Origin of the sequence: Myxococcus sp. CA005 (genome assembly GCF_006518205.1) — a bacterium.
Lineage (GTDB): Bacteria > Myxococcota > Myxococcia > Myxococcales > Myxococcaceae > Myxococcus > Myxococcus xanthus.
Genome location: NZ_SRLV01000014.1, coordinates 19,543 through 36,179 on the forward strand (window position 1 = coordinate 19,543; position 16,637 = coordinate 36,179).

14 protein-coding genes are annotated in these 16,637 nt (G+C 64.9%); 9 read left to right on the forward strand and 5 right to left on the reverse strand.

Going from position 1 to position 16,637, the window contains the following annotated elements:
* Nucleotides 1-85: 85 nt before the first annotated feature.
* The 4 genes from FMQ63_RS08720 to FMQ63_RS08735 form a co-directional block, all read right to left on the reverse strand.
* Complete coding sequence (locus tag FMQ63_RS08720) at nucleotides 86-1,138, reverse strand: fatty acid desaturase family protein (RefSeq protein ID WP_011557218.1); 1,053 nt, start codon at nucleotides 1,136-1,138, stop codon at nucleotides 86-88.
* A gap of 310 nt (nucleotides 1,139-1,448) precedes the next feature.
* Nucleotides 1,449-2,726: a cytochrome P450 gene (locus tag FMQ63_RS08725; RefSeq protein ID WP_228556389.1), complete on the reverse strand. Its 1,278-nt coding sequence runs from the start codon at nucleotides 2,724-2,726 to the stop codon at nucleotides 1,449-1,451.
* Between the two features lie 392 nt (nucleotides 2,727-3,118).
* Entirely contained in the window at nucleotides 3,119-3,532 is a 414-nt protein-coding gene (locus FMQ63_RS08730) for an STAS/SEC14 domain-containing protein (RefSeq protein ID WP_044277323.1), read from the reverse strand.
* Between the two features lie 94 nt (nucleotides 3,533-3,626).
* Nucleotides 3,627-4,046: an STAS/SEC14 domain-containing protein gene (locus FMQ63_RS08735; RefSeq protein WP_011557215.1), complete on the reverse strand. Its 420-nt coding sequence runs from the start codon at nucleotides 4,044-4,046 to the stop codon at nucleotides 3,627-3,629.
* Nucleotides 4,047-4,289: 243 nt separating this feature from the next.
* Between FMQ63_RS08735 and FMQ63_RS08740 the strand changes: the two genes are divergently transcribed.
* From FMQ63_RS08740 to FMQ63_RS08750, 3 genes are all read left to right on the forward strand, one after another.
* Entirely contained in the window at nucleotides 4,290-5,570 is a 1,281-nt protein-coding gene (locus FMQ63_RS08740) for an ABC transporter substrate-binding protein (RefSeq protein WP_011557214.1), read from the forward strand.
* A 118-nt stretch (nucleotides 5,571-5,688) separates the two neighbouring features.
* Complete coding sequence (locus FMQ63_RS08745; RefSeq protein WP_011557213.1) at nucleotides 5,689-6,567, forward strand: carbohydrate ABC transporter permease; 879 nt, start codon at nucleotides 5,689-5,691, stop codon at nucleotides 6,565-6,567.
* A complete protein-coding gene (locus FMQ63_RS08750; protein ID WP_011557212.1) occupies nucleotides 6,564-7,373 on the forward strand; it encodes a carbohydrate ABC transporter permease in 810 nt (269 codons plus the stop codon). Before FMQ63_RS08745 ends, FMQ63_RS08750 begins: the two co-directional genes overlap by 4 nt.
* Nucleotides 7,374-7,383: 10 nt before the next feature.
* Here FMQ63_RS08750 and FMQ63_RS08755 read toward each other — a convergent pair whose 3' ends face one another.
* Nucleotides 7,384-8,235 carry a hypothetical protein gene (locus tag FMQ63_RS08755; protein ID WP_225909646.1) on the reverse strand — a complete coding sequence of 284 codons (852 nt, stop codon included), beginning with the start codon at nucleotides 8,233-8,235 and terminating at the stop codon, nucleotides 7,384-7,386.
* 119 nt (nucleotides 8,236-8,354) lie between these two features.
* Between FMQ63_RS08755 and FMQ63_RS08760 the strand changes: the two genes are divergently transcribed.
* The 6 genes from FMQ63_RS08760 to FMQ63_RS08790 all read left to right on the forward strand — a co-directional run bounded on the left by FMQ63_RS08760 (nucleotide 8,355) and on the right by FMQ63_RS08790 (nucleotide 16,584).
* Nucleotides 8,355-9,218, forward strand: a complete 864-nt coding sequence (locus FMQ63_RS08760; protein ID WP_141276593.1) for a nucleotidyltransferase — start codon at nucleotides 8,355-8,357, stop codon at nucleotides 9,216-9,218.
* 60 nt (nucleotides 9,219-9,278) lie between these two features.
* Entirely contained in the window at nucleotides 9,279-11,177 is a 1,899-nt protein-coding gene (locus FMQ63_RS37825) for an SAVED domain-containing protein (protein ID WP_225909645.1), read from the forward strand.
* Between the two features lie 103 nt (nucleotides 11,178-11,280).
* Nucleotides 11,281-11,808, forward strand: coding sequence for an RNA polymerase sigma factor (locus FMQ63_RS08775; protein WP_225909644.1), 528 nt, complete (start codon nucleotides 11,281-11,283; stop codon nucleotides 11,806-11,808).
* Nucleotides 11,808-14,783: a CHAT domain-containing protein gene (locus tag FMQ63_RS08780; protein ID WP_011557207.1), complete on the forward strand. Its 2,976-nt coding sequence runs from the start codon at nucleotides 11,808-11,810 to the stop codon at nucleotides 14,781-14,783. Before FMQ63_RS08775 ends, FMQ63_RS08780 begins: the two co-directional genes overlap by 1 nt.
* Nucleotides 14,784-14,830: 47 nt before the next feature.
* Nucleotides 14,831-15,163, forward strand: a complete 333-nt coding sequence (locus tag FMQ63_RS08785) for a hypothetical protein (RefSeq protein ID WP_020480790.1) — start codon at nucleotides 14,831-14,833, stop codon at nucleotides 15,161-15,163.
* Nucleotides 15,160-16,584, forward strand: a complete 1,425-nt coding sequence (locus tag FMQ63_RS08790; RefSeq protein WP_011557206.1) for a hypothetical protein — start codon at nucleotides 15,160-15,162, stop codon at nucleotides 16,582-16,584. Before FMQ63_RS08785 ends, FMQ63_RS08790 begins: the two co-directional genes overlap by 4 nt.
* Nucleotides 16,585-16,637: the final 53 nt, after the last annotated feature.

Here is a 16,637-nt window from a genome sequence, read left to right on the forward strand (position 1 = left end):
CGGGCCCAGGCCTCGCCGGCCATCCTGGTGGAGCCCCCCGGCTACACCTGGACGGCACGGGGCGAGGCCCGGCTCGCGGCGACCATTACGAGTGGAGCGGCTGGCTCAGGCGCGACGGCTGGGCCGCGGCGGCCGCGGCGGCGGAGGCCTCCGGCTCACGCGTGAGGTACTGGATGAGGCTGTTCTCCTTGCCCAGGTACGTGTCGAACTGGTTCACGCCGTCTTCCAGCAGGCCGGCCTTGTCGAGCTGCGCGTGCATGGCGGGCAGGTTGTAGAAGGGCACGGAGGGGAAGGCGTGGTGGGTGAGGTGCAGATTCACGTTGAGCGGCGCGATGAAGAAGTTCTCCAGCGCGGTGCCCAGGATGTCGCGCGTCTCGCGCGTCTCGTCACCGGACTTCGTCTCCTCGATGGGGTGCTCACCCAGGGCGCGCATCCGGAAGAAGGCCATCATCACCGTCGTCGTCGGCAGCACCCACAAGAGCAGCCAGTGCAGCCACGCGCCCGTCGTCACCAGCACCGTGACGAGCGTGGCCACGTACAGCCAGTAGCGCAGGTGCTCGCCCGCGGAGATGCGGGGCTGCGCGCGGCCCACCAGGCGGCCCCAATACGTCCAGGGCAGCACCACCTTCAGGTGGTTGGGGGCGTACAGGCCCAGCGCATCCGCCAGGAAGACGGCCGTGGCGCGCATCGGCGTGCGGGGGAAGTGCCAGGAGGCGTCCACCAGCTGGCCGGCCAGGTACGGGTCCTTCGGCGTATTCACGTAGCGGTGGTGCAGCATGTGCTCGTGCCGGTAGCCCGCCGTCGTCATGTTCAGCGGGAAGGCGCAGAGCAGATCGCTGACCACGTCCGACACCTTGCGGTTGGACAGGAGGTGGTAGTGCGCCGCCTCGTGCATCAGCGCCAGCAGCGCGTGCTGCCGGGTGGCGATGAGCACCGCCGCCACCGGCCAGGCCCACCAGCGGTCCACGAATAGAACGAAGGCAAATGCCGCCGCGATGACCAGCCACTGAGCGGCCATGGCCCACAGCGCACGACCATTGTTCACCTTCGACATCTCCCGGGTGATGGCCGCCAGCGCCTTGCGGTCCACTCGGTGCGCGTACTGAATGTCGGCCTCATCCACCACTTGAGCGTACATGTCGGGGGGCTCCTTCTGCTTTACTCGGAAGCAGGGTGTTCCTGGACTCTTTCGCGCGGAAATGGGTGGTGAGGCAAGAAAATTCTTTCTGGAATGCACGTGTTCCAGAGTGAGCGCGCCTGTTCGGGTCATCCTGTACCCCATGGGGGTCTGATTTGTCCCGCCCATTCACTCGAAGTGGGGTGGGTTTCTACCCTTCTTTGTGGGAAATCATCCGCTTGGCGCTGGAAACAGCGGGTCTCCGGACATGACAAGGGCCTGGAGACCGGTGTCGGTCGCCAGGCCCTCGTTCACTCCCGGGTGGGTGGGCTCAGGTGGGGGTCCACTCCACTTTCAGGTGCTTCATCTGCCGCAGCACCAGGCTCTGCCAGGTGCCGAAGTCCTGGCCGGGGACGAGCTTCGGGTCCGGCAGCCGGTCCAGGAGGATGTTCGTCGTGATTTCGAACTGGAGCCGGGCCAGGGGCGCGCCCAGGCAGAAGTGGGTGCCGCGGCCGTAGGTGAGGTGCTGCGGCACCTTCTCCCGGTCCACGTCCAGCTTGCTGGAATGGGGGCAGAGGGATTCGTCCCGGCTGCCGGCGGCGAAGAGGAGCAGCAGGCGCGAGCCCTGGGGAATCTTCACCCCGCCCAGCTCCACGTCCTCCTTCGCGGTGCGAATCATGGCGTGGGAGACGGAGTCGTAGCGGCTGGACTCCTCGAGGAACTTCGGCACCAGGTCGCGGTTGTCGCGCAGCCGCTGCCACAGGCCATGCTGCAGGGCCAGCTTCCAGGCGTTGGCCATCAGCGCGGTGGTGGACTCATGGCCGGCCGACAGCATGGACGCGCCCACGGCCATGACCAGCTCGTGCATCGTCAGGGCCTCGCCGTCGCTCTCCACGGCCACCAGGTAGCTGGTGAGGTCCTCCTGCGGGTTCTTCTTCCGGTCCTCGATGAGGCGGATGCAGTACTGCTGGAACTCGATGACGCCCTTCGCCATCTCCACTTGGAGCTCGGGGGCCACGTACTCGAAGACGAGCTGCTGCCAGTCGGAGCTCCAGCGCTTGATCTTCCAGACGTCCTCTTGCGGTACGCCCATGACGCCGAGGATGACGTGGACGGGGAGCGGCCAGGCGAGCTGCTTCACCAGGTCCGCCTCACCGTCCTGGGCGAAGCGGTCCACCAGGGTGGTGGCCATCTCCCGGATGAAGGGGCCCATGCCGGCGATGCGCTGCGCGGTGAAGCCCCGGTTCATCAAGCGGCGCAGGCGGGTGTGCTCGGGGGGGTCCATGCCCAGCAGCACGTGCGCGGTGGGGAAGCCCTGGTCCAGGATGGCCTTGGCCTCGTCCGTGAGGTGGGTGCCGCTCGCCAGCATGTCCCGGTTGGAGTACTGCGCCGGGCTCTTCAGCACCTGGGAGATGTCCTCGTAGCGGCTGACCAGCCACATGTTCAGCATGGGGCTGAAGCTGACGGGCTCGTCCTTGCGCAGCTTCTCGAAGAAGGCGTGCGGGTCCTCCGCGTGGGGGCCCGTGAACGGGTTGTACTGGGCACCCAGGTGGGGACAACGGCCCGCGGACGCGTGGGCTGGGACTCCGGTCTCTTCCTGCTTTTGCACGGACACAGGCATGGCGTGGCTCGCCAGACGAGCGCGGCCCCCCGGCACGCGGTTCGTCTGCAACGGGTGAATGGCAATGGAGGGGCCAGGCCCCTACAGGCGGTGGGTCAGGGGTGTGGGGAGCCGGCGAGGAACGACCGGGCAGGGTGGGGCTCCCCTAATCCGCCTATACAACGAATTCTGGCTTTATTGCCAGCAAGGGCACACTTTTTCATCTTCACTGGTTTTCAGTGCTGACGTTTGATTCCAGTAAAAATGCGGCAAGGGCCTGACAGTGTGCAAAAGTTCACTCAGCGCGTGCCATTCGGGCGGACTGAGGGCGCACCTGGAGCGTGCCCACCGGATGGTGGTGGTCAGGACTCCAGGGCGTGAGGGGGGAATCGGGCGGAGGCTCAGCCCAGCTTCTTCTTGTTCTTCTGGCGGTGCTGCGCCACCCAGGCGCGCGCCTCGTCGTGGTCCTTCACGAAGGTCGTCTCGAAGCGCGCCTTGCCGGTGAAGAGCATGCCCAGCGCGATGACCTTGCCGAAGGTCTGCTGCACCACGTCCGCGCCGACGTACACGGTGCCCTTGAACCAGTCCGCCTTGCCGTTCTCCGACAGGTAGCGCCGGGGCTCCGCGCCCAGTTGGGAGCGGCCGATGTCGGCGATCAGGTAGTAGGGCCCGTATTGCTGGGCAATCTCCCCGTACACGTCGACCGCGCGCTTGATTTCATCCAGGTCGATGGGGCCGACGAAGGTCGCCTGCACGACGTCGGGCGCCTCATAGCGCACCGAGTGGGAACCGAATGTCCATTCCAGTTGCTGCATGTCACTCCCTCCAGAAACCCTGGTGAGCATAACGCTCACCAGGGAATAGCGCGAGATGCATGCCTGTCAATTTGGGCGTGGAATTCCCGACCTGCTATCCTGCTTTGCTCTTGAGCCGGAGCCGGTGCTGGGCCACCCAGGCGCGGGCTTCGTCCTGCGTCTTCACGAACACCGTCTCGAAGGTCGACTTGCCGGTGAAGAGCAGCGCCAGGGCAATGGCCTTGACGAAGGTCTGCATGACGATGTCGGCGCCGACGTAGAGGATGGCGTGGTACCAGTCGGAGCTGGCCTTCTCCGACATGTACCGGCGGCCGGCTGCTTCGAGCTGCGAGCGGCCGATGTCCGCGATGAGGTAGTACTGACCGTGGTCGGTGGCCGTCTGCTGGTAGAGCGTCACCACCTCCTTCACCTCTTCCAGGGTGATGAGGCCGTTGAACTCCGCGACCAGGGTGTCCGGCTCCTCGAAGTGGGCCCGGTGGGCTCCGCACTGCCAATCCCGAGGCTGCTGTTTCATCGCTTCCCCCTCCCAGTTGTTCCTGCCTGGATGAGAATACCGCTGAGACAGCGTCCAAGCGAATCGTGGCTCTCCCTTGGTTCATGATGACTCATCGGGCGTGATTGTTTTTGCGGGACGCGCATGGATGTCTGGAAGGTTTGTTTTCATTCAGTGCGCAAGACTTCCGGGATGTTGACGTGCGGACCGACCCCGGATTCCCGGGCTTGACGGGGGCGGGGGTGGCTGGAGTCATGGCCGCGCATGAGACGCGTCTCCTCCATCGTGCTCGCGCTGAGCCTCGTCGTGGGCCTGGGCGTCTGGGGCTGCCGGCGGCAGGACGCGGCGGGCGAGGCCGGGGGCCGCACGCGGCTGGTCTTCAAGTATCAGCCGCTGTGGGGGCCGCCGGAGCCGTTCCGCGAGCTGCTGGCGCGCTTCGAGCGGGAGAATCCGGGGGTGGAGCTCGTCACGGAGGCGCTGCCCAACGCGTCCGACCTGGCGCACCAGTTCTTCCTCACGTCGCTGGAGGGTGGGGCGAGGGATTTCGACGTGCTGGTGGTGGACGTCGTCTGGGTGCCCGAGTTCGCGCGCGCTGGGTGGATTGCAGACCTGTCCGCGGAGTTCCCGCCCGAGCGGCTGCGCGAGGACTTCTTCCCCGGCCCCGTGGAGGCCGTGGTGGTGGAGGGGCGCACGTACGCGGTGCCCTGGTACCTGGACGTGGGGCTGCTCTACTACCGCACGGACCTGGTGCCGCGCGCGCCGCGCACCTACGCGGAGCTGGAGCGCTTCGCGCGCGAGGCGATGGCGAAGACGCCCGGGCTCCAGGGCTACGTGTGGCAGGGGCGGCAGTACGAAGGCCTGTCCTGCAATGTGTACGAGGCGCTGTGGGGGCACGGCGGCCGGGCGCTGTCGGAGGATGGGCGGGTGCTGCTGGATGACGCGCCCGCGCGCGAGGCGCTCGCGTATCTGCGAGGGCTGGTGGAGCGCGGCGTGTCGCCCGCGACGGTGACGGGCTTCTCGGAGGAGGAGTCGCGCCGGGTATTCCAGGAAGGGCGCGCGGTGTTCATGCGCAACTGGCCGTATGCGTGGAACGAGGCGCAGAAGCCGGACTCGCCCATTCGCGGCAAGGTGGGCATCGCCCCGTTGCCGACGGTGAGCGGCGAGCCGGGTTCGGGGGCGCTGGGCGGGTGGCAACTGGCTGTGAATGCCCATGTGTCGCCGGAGCGGCGGAAGCTGGCGGCGCGGCTGATTGCGCACCTCACATCCCCGGAGGCCAACCGGGTGCTGGCGCTGAACTACGCGCGCAACCCGCCGCGGCCCGCCGTGTACCAGGATGCGCGGCTGCGCGAGGAGGCGCCCTTCATCGCCGGGCTGCTGCCCATGGTGGAGCGCGCGAAGCCGCGGCCGGTGACGCCGTACTACAACCTGATTTCGGATGTGCTCCAGAGCGAGTTCTCCGCCGCCGTGGCCGGGCTGCGCACGCCCGAGGCCGCGCTGAAGCGGGCGCAGCGGCAGGTGGACCATCTGACGGGGGAGGGGCCGTGAGCACGCACCGTTTCAGCGGAGGAGGGGAGCGGCGCGCTGGCACGATGACGGCGGGTGGTGGCGCCTTGAATGCGTGCGGCTCGCGGGTGGGGGCGGCTCCGCCGTGGGAGGCTCGGCGATGAATCCAAGGGGCTCGCTGGCGCGGGAGCGGAGGCAGGCGTACCTGCTGGTGGCGCCGGCGGTGTTGGTGCTGGGGGGCGTGGCGCTGTACCCCATCCTCGCCGCGGTGTGGCTGAGCCTGCACCGCTTCATCCTCGTCTTTGGCGAGCGGCGCTTCACGGGGCTGGAGAACTACGCGTACCTGCTGGGGGACTCGCGCTTCTGGGCGGCGCTGGGAAACACGGCGTACTTCACGGCCGTGGCGGTGACGGTGGAGTTGTTGCTCGCGGTGCCGCTGGCGTTGCTGCTCCAGAAGTCGTTCCCTGGAAGGGGACTGCTGCGCGCGTCGGTGCTGGTGCCGTGGGCGATTCCCACCGTGGTGAGCGCTCGGCTGTGGGCGTGGATGTTCAACCCCGAGTACGGCGTCATCAACCGGCTGTTGCCCGGGCAGGACATCAACTGGTTGGGGGCACCCGGGTATGCGTTGCACGCAGCCATCCTGGTGGACGTGTGGAAGACGACGCCCTTCGTGGCGCTGTTGGTGCTCGCGGGCCTGCAGGGCATCTCCGAGGACCTGTACAAGGCGGCGCGGGTGGACGGGGCCTCGCCGTGGCGGACCTTTGTCTCGATAACGCTGCCGTTGCTCAAGCCGGCGCTGCTGTTGGCGTTGCTGTTCCGTTCGTTGGATGCGTTCCGGGTGTTCGACGCCATCTACGTGCTGACGGAGGGCGGGCCGGCGAACACGACGGAGACGCTGAGCATCTACGCGTACAAGACGCTGATGCGTTCGGGGGACTTCGGGTACGGGAGCACGCTGTCGGTGGCGACCTTCCTGTGCGTGGTGTTGCTGGCGGCGGTGTGGCTGCGGCTCTTGGGGCGCGAGGAGGCGGCGCGATGAAGCGGCCGGGGCTGGGCACAGCGCTGGCGGTGGTGGCGTTCCTGACCTTCTTCCTGGGGCCCTTCTGCTGGCAGGTGCTGACGAGCCTGTGGCCGGATGGCGAGCTGACCCGGCCGTGGCCCTCGCACCTGACGCTGGAGAACTACGCGAGCGTCCTGTGGGGACGGCCCTTCCTGCGCGTGGTGTTGAACTCGCTGGTGGTGGCGGCGCTGACCACGGGCTTCTGTCTCACGGTGGGGGCGGCGGCGGCGTTCGCCCTGGCGAAGCTGGAGTTTCGTGGCAAGGGGGTGCTGCTGAGCGCGGCGCTGGCGGTGAGCATGTTCCCGCCGATTGCCACGGTGAGTCCGCTGTATCTGATTCTGCGCACGGTGGGGCTGCGAGACAGCCTGGTGGGACTGGCCTTGCCGTATGCGACGTTCGCTTTGCCGCTGACGCTGTGGGTGCTGACGTCGTTCTTCCGCGCGCTGCCCGACGAGCTCTACCGCGCGGCGCGCGTGGATGGCTGTACGCCGTTCCAGGCCTTCCGGCAGGTGCTGCTGCCCCTGGCCGCGCCGGGGCTGGCGACGACGGCGATTCTTGTCTTCATCTTCGCGTGGAATGAGTTCCTGTATGCGCTGACGTTCCTCTCCACCCCGGAGAAGCGCACCGTGCCCGTGGCCATCAGCCTGTTCGCCAGCGAGTACCGTGAGCCCTGGGGGGAGATTGCCGCGGCCTCCGTGGTGGCCACGCTGCCCCTGGTGGCGCTGACGGTGCTGTTCCAGCGGCGGATCGTGTCCGGGCTTACGGCGGGCGCGGTGAAGGAGTAGGGGCGCTCGGTCAGTGCTTCGGCGCCGTGAGGACGGCGCGCAGCTCGGTGGCTGCGGTGTCTGGGTCGGTCACGGCCTTGGTCACGAGGGCTTCCAGGGAGGACGCGTCCAGTTGCTCCAGGCGCTCACTGACGTCGGCAGGGTGGGGAAGGCCACGGGCTTCCACGAAGGCCCGCAGCACCTGGCTCCACGCGCGGGCTCTCTCTTTCGCGCGCTGCTCTTCCCAGAACGGTGAATCAATCATGATGTTCCTCAAGTGCTGACTGAGCCTGTCCTGCCCGAACCGGCGGGATGCCAGCGTGCCGAGTACCACGAGCAAGTCTAGGCGTTCCTCCGTCGAAAGGCTCGGTGCCTGACGGATCCGGGACTCGGCCCAGGCGATTCGTTCGGGCCCCGCGCGTGATTCCAGGACAGAGAGGGGAAGCAGGGCGGTGGCCGCTCGTAAGGCCGGCTGGAGGTAGTCCACTTCCCAGAGGCGGACCACCTGGAAGTCGAAGGTGAGGACGCGCAGCCCCGAACACTCAAAGCCGTATGGCGGTGGTGCGCCCTCGGCTTCTGGCACGAGGTAGATGGCGACGGGCAGTACGGGTAGCTTCTCCCGGTGGTGGATGCGGACCGTGTAGTCCAGCAGCCGCGCCGCGAAGTGCGGGTCCGCCTGTGCCTGAATTTCGACGTCCACCGCGAAGCGCGCTCCACCGGCTTCCACGACCATGACGGTATCCGCGCGCCGCTCGGACTGCGGAAGGCTGGAGTCAGCCATTCGGACGAAGGCCGGTGTCTGTCCGCCGAAGAGGAGCAACAGCAGTTGCTCGGGGTGGCCTTGCTCCAGCCTGCGAAGGATGAGGTCGAAGACGGATGTCATGAAGGGTAGAGACCCTACAGGTAGGGGCTGACAAGCCCACCCTCGAAGCCGCTGTAGGGGCCACTTCGTAATTTCTAGGCACTCCATCGTTCTTTAGGGCGAAGGAGACCATATTGCCCATGCTGACGGTTGCTCAGGCATTCGAGACGTTCATGAACTCCCTGCGTCTCCATGATGGAGAAGCACGAGATGCAACGCGACAAGAGCAGTACGTCTTCAACGCAATGCGCCGACAGTTGCGGCCCACCGAGTCCTTTATTTCAGGGTCCTATGGTCGGAACACGGCGATTCGACCACTCCACGATATCGATCTCTTCCTCGTTCTTGCAGATGATGGAAGGAATCCACCTGAACCTGAGGATGCGCTAGCCCGCGTGCAATGGGCGCTCCGTGCGGAGTTCCATGATAAGGAAACGCGACTCCAGAATCGCTCGGTCAATATCAACTTCACTGGGACCGAGATCGGCTTCGATGTTGTTCCTGCGCTCTACGACCCGTGGGAACAGGGTGGCTACCTGATTCCAGATAGGCGAGCCGGTCAGTGGATTCGCAGTAATCCTCGCAAGCATCAGGAAGCGTGCGACGATGCGAATGACGTGGCGAAGAAGAAGCTGAAACCTTGGATAAAGGCCATCAAGCGCTGGAATTTTCGCCACGACAAGCCGGTGCCTTCATTTCTCCTAGAAGTCTTGGCCTGCCGAGGAGTGACCCACTCGCTAGGGGATAAGAGCTACGCGGAGGGACTGGCGCAGTTGTTTGATTATATGTGCGCCAATATTCTGAATCAGTGCCCTGTCCCTGGAAGCTCTGGACCAACCATTACCAGTTGGATTCCTCAGGGACGCCTCGTTCAAGCGCACCAGCGGTTGACGCAAGCCGTGCGTGTGTCCAAGCGAGCACTGGAATTGGAGTATTCGGGATACACGGTCGAAGCACTTGATCTCTGGCGAGAACTCCTGGGAACGGACTTCCCGGTTCGGTAGGTGTCCATGACAAGGCCAACTGGAGTCGAATTGACCCTTGAGTTGATGAGTCCGGCCGCAGTGAGCGCGCCATACGCATTCGACGGTCAACCAAGGCAGTACATCGCAAGGGACGCGAATGGAAAGACGGGCGCCGCGACCTTCCAATGGGGCCTCGTTGAAGAGTTGAGACCAGAGTTCCTGACCCCGACGCCCAGCCCCAATGCCCAAAAGAAGATGGGGATGGTGTTGCGGAATTTCCTTGAAGACGTCTTGAAGGCGCTGGGGGGGTGGTCAGCCTATGAAGATGAAATCCTCGATGCGAAGAGCCGCGGTTGGCCCATTGGGCTGCATTTGAGATTCAATGCACTGGAGTTGTTCAGTCTCCCATGGGCACTGACCCTGCTCAGGAACAACATGCGGCTTGCATCTCTTGAGCCCTGCCCTCTGTCATTCGAATGGGAGACGGCGGATTCTTCAGCGCGTGTATCAGGGGCACCGGGGCGGTTGCTCTTCGCCTGGTCGGACGCCGCGGACGGAGTATCCGAGGATAATCACCTCGCCGAGATTCAGCACGCATGCTCCGAGTTCGATCGGGCGAAGGACGTCCTGGAGCATGTCACACTGGACTCTCTCCGGGAAAAATTGCGGCAAGCTAAGGTTGAGCGCCGCCCCTATCGCGTCCTTCATTTCCTCTGCCACGGCGGCCCTGTTCCTGGAGGCTCATTTGGCCTTTGCTGGGACGACCACCATCGGCCCGGAAGGGAATTGCGCATCCATGGGAACATGCTTGTGGATGTGCTGGGGGAATTCAGGGACGACATTCAGGCCGTGGTGTTGAGCGCGTGTCACGGTGGGAACCCCGGTGAGGCGGGCAAAATGCTTGGCGGAGTGGCACACGACCTTCACCAGATGGGCATTCCGGCAGTCATTGCCTCACAGATGCCGCTGTCCATCGATGGTTCGATTCGCGTGACCCGGGCGTTTCACTCGTCGCTCTATCGCGAGAAAACCTCGGTGAGAAAATCATTCCAGGCGGCGCATGCCTCACTGAGTGTCAGTACTCTCGACTGGGCTTCTCTCCAGCTCTTCGTCGTGACTCCGGAGAAAGTCCCACCAGGGCAGCGATGGCTCTTCTCCGAGGAGCATGGGCTTCCAGCCTCGGTGCGGAGGGAGGTAGTCGTGGCCTACGAAGTAAACTTCGACGTGCCGACCACCAGTATCGCGGAAGCCCTGGAAGGCCGTTTGGGGCCTGAGCCGGATGTCGTGTTGCTACGGCCACTCGGTCGCGTCGCGGACGGCCTGCCGTCGAAGCGAAGGGAGTGGCAGAGCGCCATCGACCAGGCCGACAAGCTTGTCTCTGCGCTGGGAGCGCGTGTCTCCCACGTGGACCTCTTTGGCTGCGCGCCGCTTCCTCTCATGTTCCACCTCGGGTGGGGCCTGGCACGGCGCAAGGTTCGCGTCTACCAGCAGCAGCGCGGCCAGAGTGGTGTCTGGTCATGTGGCTATGACTCCGAGCTCCCGTTGCCTGAAGGGGAGCCCTTCTTCCGGCTGGAAGCCTGGCCAGATCTTGCCTCGTGTGTTGAGGCGGGTGGGCGTGTCGTCATGACGGTGGAGGTTCAGCCGGCCATTCGTTCCGAAGATATGGAGGAATGGTTGAGATGCGCGACGCCGCCCGGATGGGTCAGGCTTGTGGCCGCACGTGGGCCTTCACCTACGGTGGTGAGAGGACCCGAGGACACAGCCCGTGCCGTGGCTGAGTTTCGCGGATACCTTGATCGCATCCACCAAGAGCTTCCCTTCATCAAGGAGATATGGCTTGCGATGACGGGCCCCGCCAGCCTCGCGGCAGCACTGGGAAGGGCCTACAACCCGAAAGTACACGCGACGCTCAAGCTCTTCAATTTTCGCAAGGTGGAAGGATACGTGGAGGTACCCTGGAATGGTGGCGTTCAAGGTCAACCGGCCCGCCGCCGCTAAAGGCCCCGGAAATTCGCAGAGTCCCACGTAACATTCCAGATGACCTGCGTTTTCCTATTCGGGAGCAGCAAGGGACGCTGTCATGACGAGCGCCGGGGAGACCGTGGCCAGCAACTTCGACGAGTGGCATGAGAGGTACTACGGGCGTTTGATGCCCACTGCCGAAAAGCTCTGCCGGGGCGCGGTCGGGATTGACCCCAAGGACCTCGTGCAGGAAACCTTGTTGCGCTTCATCGAGCATTACGAAGCCGCGCCGAGCGAGCCCAAGGACGGGCCAGCCGAAGGCTGGCTCATCAAGGTCATGACGCATCACTTCTATGACCTGATTCGAGGGGCCATGGGTCGGAAGAAGGCAGAGGGCGATCCGACGATTACTCGCTGGACCTTGGCACAGCAAGGGGCGAGCGGCGCGACCTACGAACGGATTACCGAGGAGCGTTTCGATTGGGCCATCGGAAAGCTCCCTCAGCAGCAGCGCCTTACCTTCCTGCTTCGATCTCAGGGGCTGCGCAACCAGGAGATTGCCTTGAAGCTAGGCGTCTCTCCCGGCACCGTGGCCAAGCGACTGTTTGACGCGCGTCAGCGGCTCAGCGAACTGCTCAAGCCTTACGTTGATGAGGGAACCCACTGATGTCTTCCTCTCCCTGCGACCAGCTCCAGTCCTTCGCGGATGGGGATCTTCCACCCATGGAGGCCCAGGCGTTTGGTCAGCATCTGGCGGATTGTGAGAAGTGTCAGGTCGAGCTGACTCGACTCTTGCAGCTTGACCAACTCGGACGAGGCTATATCGAGCGACATGGGCCGGTGGACATTCCCTGGCATGCGCTGCCTCGGAACCGCTGGATGGCGGGCGGTTTCGCGCTTGCTTCCATGGTGGCCGTTGCCTTCATTCTGTTGGGAACGTTGCGGCCACAGGCACCTCGCGCGTTGCCGGAACTGTGGGCGCAACCTCAGCGGACGCTGGAGGCGCGCGTCACATATCTGGCGGCGGACCGGTACCGGCGGCCGCCTCAGGTGATGATGGGCGGCGCGGCCGCACGCTCTGGACCGAACCGCTCACTCGCATTGCTGAGCGAGTTGGAGAAACGCGGAGACCTTCATCAGCTCGCGGTCGCTTATCTGGCAACGGGCGTCCCCGAGCCTTCCAGCGCTAAGGCGATCCTGGAAGGAATGAGGAGCGACCTGCGGTGGCAATCCGCGGATGTGCTTTGCGACCTCGGAGTGGCCCACTACGTCGCGTCGAAGCCTCTGGATGCCGCGAGAGCGACGGAAGAACTCAGGGAGGCGTTGCGCCTCTTCGACACGGTGCTCGCCATGCAGCCTGGCCATGTACAGGCATTGTGGAATCGCAGCCTCGTTTATCGTGACCTGGGGCTTCCACTTTCGGCGATGAAGGACCTGACGGAGTTCGAGCACCGAGAAACCGACGAGGGGTGGCGCAGTGAGGCGCGTGACCGAAGGGCCAGACTGTCGAGCACACTGCGCCGCAAGGAACGCTGGCTGGCCGCGGACCAGACGGGCGCGGACCTCATCAATCGTGGCGCCCAAGAGCTCGCGAGGGCGTTGACCTTCGTCGATGTCCCGCTGCTGCGTCGCGACTTCTACCATGCGGTGCGTGCACGGACCTCCTCGACGGACGTGCTCGCGCTGTTGCCTCTGGCAGAGCGGCTCGATGCGTCCGTGGGTAGTGGCACCGTTCTGGCTGACTATGTTCATCAGGTCGCCGCACGGGACTTCTCTCGTCGTGCTCCCCTGGCGGAGCAGTATGCAAGGCTCATCTCGGGCCGTATCCCCGAGAGTGAGCAGGATGCCTTGCTCCAGCGCTTCTTGACCTCGGACGAGACAGACCTGGCGCTGGGGGCGCTCGCGCATGTCATGCAGCGCCTGCCTGCCTATGCAAGCGAGCTGGTGCGCCGAACCCAGCACGATGAAGACCCCTGGTTTCGGGTCTTGGGACTTCAGGCACAGGCGATGCTCGAACGTCAGCAGGAGCATTACAAAGAGGCGCTTGCACCGTTGGAGCAGGCACTCGACATCTGCCGCCGGGAACGGCTCGTCTACCGATGCATCTTCATCGAGAACGACCTGTCGCACGTGAAGAGCTGGCTCTTTCGGGTCAACGCCGCCGCGCAGCACGCACGTGATGGGCTGGCCTTGGCGAGGCCGAACCAGTGGGACCTTGAAGGCGTCATGCTCCAGGCCTTGGGGAATGTCGCGCGCCAGGCTGCGGACGTGACTCTAGGCCGCGCCTATTACGGGGAAGCGCTGTTGATGGCTGAGGGCGATAAGTGGAGCACTCGCAATATCCACCAGAACCTGGCGCACCTTGCCATCTGGGCGCTCGAACTGGATGAGGCGCGGGCTTCCCTGGACCGGGCAATGGATACAGGTCTGCCCCTGACACAGCATGGAGTCGCGGCGCTGGTAGACGTCGCACGAACACGCCGCTCGCCACGTGATGCCCTCATGGTGGAGCAGGCGTTGGCTCGGGAACCAGGCAACACTCCTGGGCAGCGTGCGTATGCGAAGTTCCTTCATGGTCGCATTCTCGTGGAGGTTGACCCGGCACGTGGGCGAATGCTCCTGGACGAGGCCATTCGGCAAGCAGAGGCCCTTCCGCTGGATGACGTCTCAGCGGCACATGCGCGCGCGTATAGCTACACCTCCCTCATCTTCGCGGATGCCGACACCGGGGACTTCATCGCTGCGCTGGCCCGGTTTGGTGCCGAACTGGGCTTCGAGACCCCCGCCAGGTGCGTGCTGGGGCTCACAGCGGACACCGAGCGCAGCTTGCTGGTTGCTCGCGGCGCTCAGGGGCAACTCCTGAGTGCATACGTGCCGTTGCGAAGCAGCAGATTCGAGGCAGCGAGTATGGAGGGGGCCGTCCCACCGGAGATGTTGGCGGCGCTCCAGGCGTGCACCTTGGTGGACGTCCTGGCACGACCTCCTTTGCAAGGACGCTCAGGGCTCCTGCCGCCGGGTATCGCCTGGCGCTACCGCACTCGCGCCGCAGCGCCTCCGCCTCCAGCAGGTCCAGGCACGCACCTGGTCGTGAACGAGGTGCGTTACAGCGAGGAGCGAAACGAAGTGCCCTTGCAGTGGTTGCCGCGCACTGCGCCTGGGGCCGAGGCTCGGTTTCTCCGAGATCTGGCGGCAACGCCGACCCAGGTACTCGAGGCCATCTCGACCGCCACCGAGATTGATTTGGCGACACATGGGAAGGTGGATCCTGATTCGAACTTCGCCTACCTGCTTCTCGCTCCTGGTGCGGATGGGAGGGACACGCTGTTCGAGGACAGCATCCGGGCCAGCCAACTTACCGGTGCGCCGCTCGTCGTGCTTGCGGCATGTGAGGGGGGGCGGCCCAACGCGGCGCTCCATCGCGCTGGAAGTCTACCCAGTGCCTTCCTGGCTGCGGGAGCGCGAGCGGTTCTGGCCGCCACGCACCCGATTCCGGACCTGGACTCATCCGCCTTCTTCGGTGCCGTGCGCGATCGCGTCCTCGCGGGTGCGAGTCTGGCCGTGGCGGTCCGCGACGAGCGTCTCCAGTGGCTGAGCGCGGGAGGCGATTCGGAGTGGGTGAACGCAGTCCTTGTCTTCGAGTGAGTGCTCGTGCCGCGGGCAGCGCGGTCGATTGATGCAGAGAGGGAAACATGCAAGGTCCTACGGTGCCGGTACAAGAGTTCTCCGAGTGGAATGGTCAGTCCTTCTTCGACGGGTATCCCCCAAAAGGTCGGGTCGTTTTCATCGTCAAGTCTGAAGAGACTGAGACGTTCAAGGCCTACGGGGCAATGGACGATTCCACCCAGGCCATCTTCGCGGTTCAAGGCTCCCTCTCCGAGCTCGATGGCTTCGTTGCGCAGATGAACATTGAGGGTGCCAGGGTCCTGTATCAGCTCCCCCCTTTCAGTACGGATACCAACACGGGGGGGGATCCATCCGGTTCGGCAACCACTCGCTCCGGAAGACGGGAGGAGACGAAGTGACGCTGAGTCTCCTGCTCGCCTCTGCGGAGGATGGGAGTCAGGTGATGGATGCGCCGCTGTCGCCTGAGTCCTTGTGGAGGGCTCCGCGTCCGGTTCCTCTCTCCACGCCCACGCATCTGTCCAACATGGCAGCCGAGCCTGATTCGCTGCCGCAGCAGCGATGGGCGCTGCTGGTCCCCAGTGGGGCGCGCGGCGCGCGCATCGCGGCCAACCTCGCCCCGCTGTGTGAGCTGCGAAGCGCGCAGCAAGGCGCGGTGGTCGATATCCATGCGGTGCCGCCCGGGCTGGACAGTACGAGGGCGCACGACTTCAGGGACCGTGTGCTGCATCCTCGCGCAAGGCCCACCCGCGAGCACCCTCGGTACGTCCTGCTCGCGGGCAGTCCAGAGGACCTGTCGCTGGAGCTTCAGGAGTCGCTGACGGGCGATGGCGCTTGTTTCGTCGGGCGCCTGGCCTTCGCCGAGGACGAAGACTACGCGGCCTACTCCAGCAAGGTCGTCGAGAGCGAGCAGTCCGTGGCGCCCACTCGCAAGGCTCGCGTCCTTTTCCTCTCCGTGGATGATGGGACGACTGCTGTACGTGTTGGCCAGGAATATATCGTTTCGGTCGTGGGGCGACGCTGCGGCGATGCTCGGGGGCGGGGGTATTTTCCAGCAAGCGCGTTGGTTCAAGAGAAGCTTCGAATGGGTTCTGCGAACCGGCTTCTGGAGCTGGCGGGGGAGTCGGAACCAACTTTGCTCTTCAGCTTGAGCCATGGCATCGGCGGCAGCGCGCAGGGATGGGCAAGTCCGGCGGAGCAGCGGCACGTCCAGGGGAACTTGTCACTCGGCGCGGGGCAGACCTTGACGGCGTCGGACATCCGGCAGCGGCCATTTCTTCCAGGCGGCATCTGGTTCTATTTCGCATGCTTTGGAGCTGGCACGCCCGTGCGGAGCGTGTACCTCCCTTGGATGGAGCAGCTCGTGAGAGAGGGTGTGGTTCCTCCGCGAGAGCTGGCTGCGCTCATTCGCTCAAGGCCCGTAGACGGTCAGCCCTTCATGGCCGCGCTGCCACAGGCCGCCTTGGCCAATCCGAAGGGGCCGCTGGCAGTGGTGGCTCACATGGACCTTGCCTGGACCCATGCCTTTCACGACGCCTCGACAGGACGATCCCATTCGCACAGGCTGGAAGCTGTGCTGTCGAGTTTGGTGGATGGACACCGGGCGGGGCCGGCGCTCGAGACATTGTCCCGCTTCGCCAGGCAGGCGGACGAACGTCTCCGCAAGCAGTACCAGGCGGAGGCCGAGGCTGTGTCCAGAGGACATCCGACTTCGACGGATGCGATGGAGAGAGCCTTGCTGTGGCTGGAGCGGCACGACGTTACGAACTACGTGCTCCTCGGTGACCCTGCGGCACGGCTGGTGGTACCGAGTCCTTGCTGAATTCAGTCTGAAATTCGGCAGGTAATAATTGCCATGTCTTGCGTGATTAATGT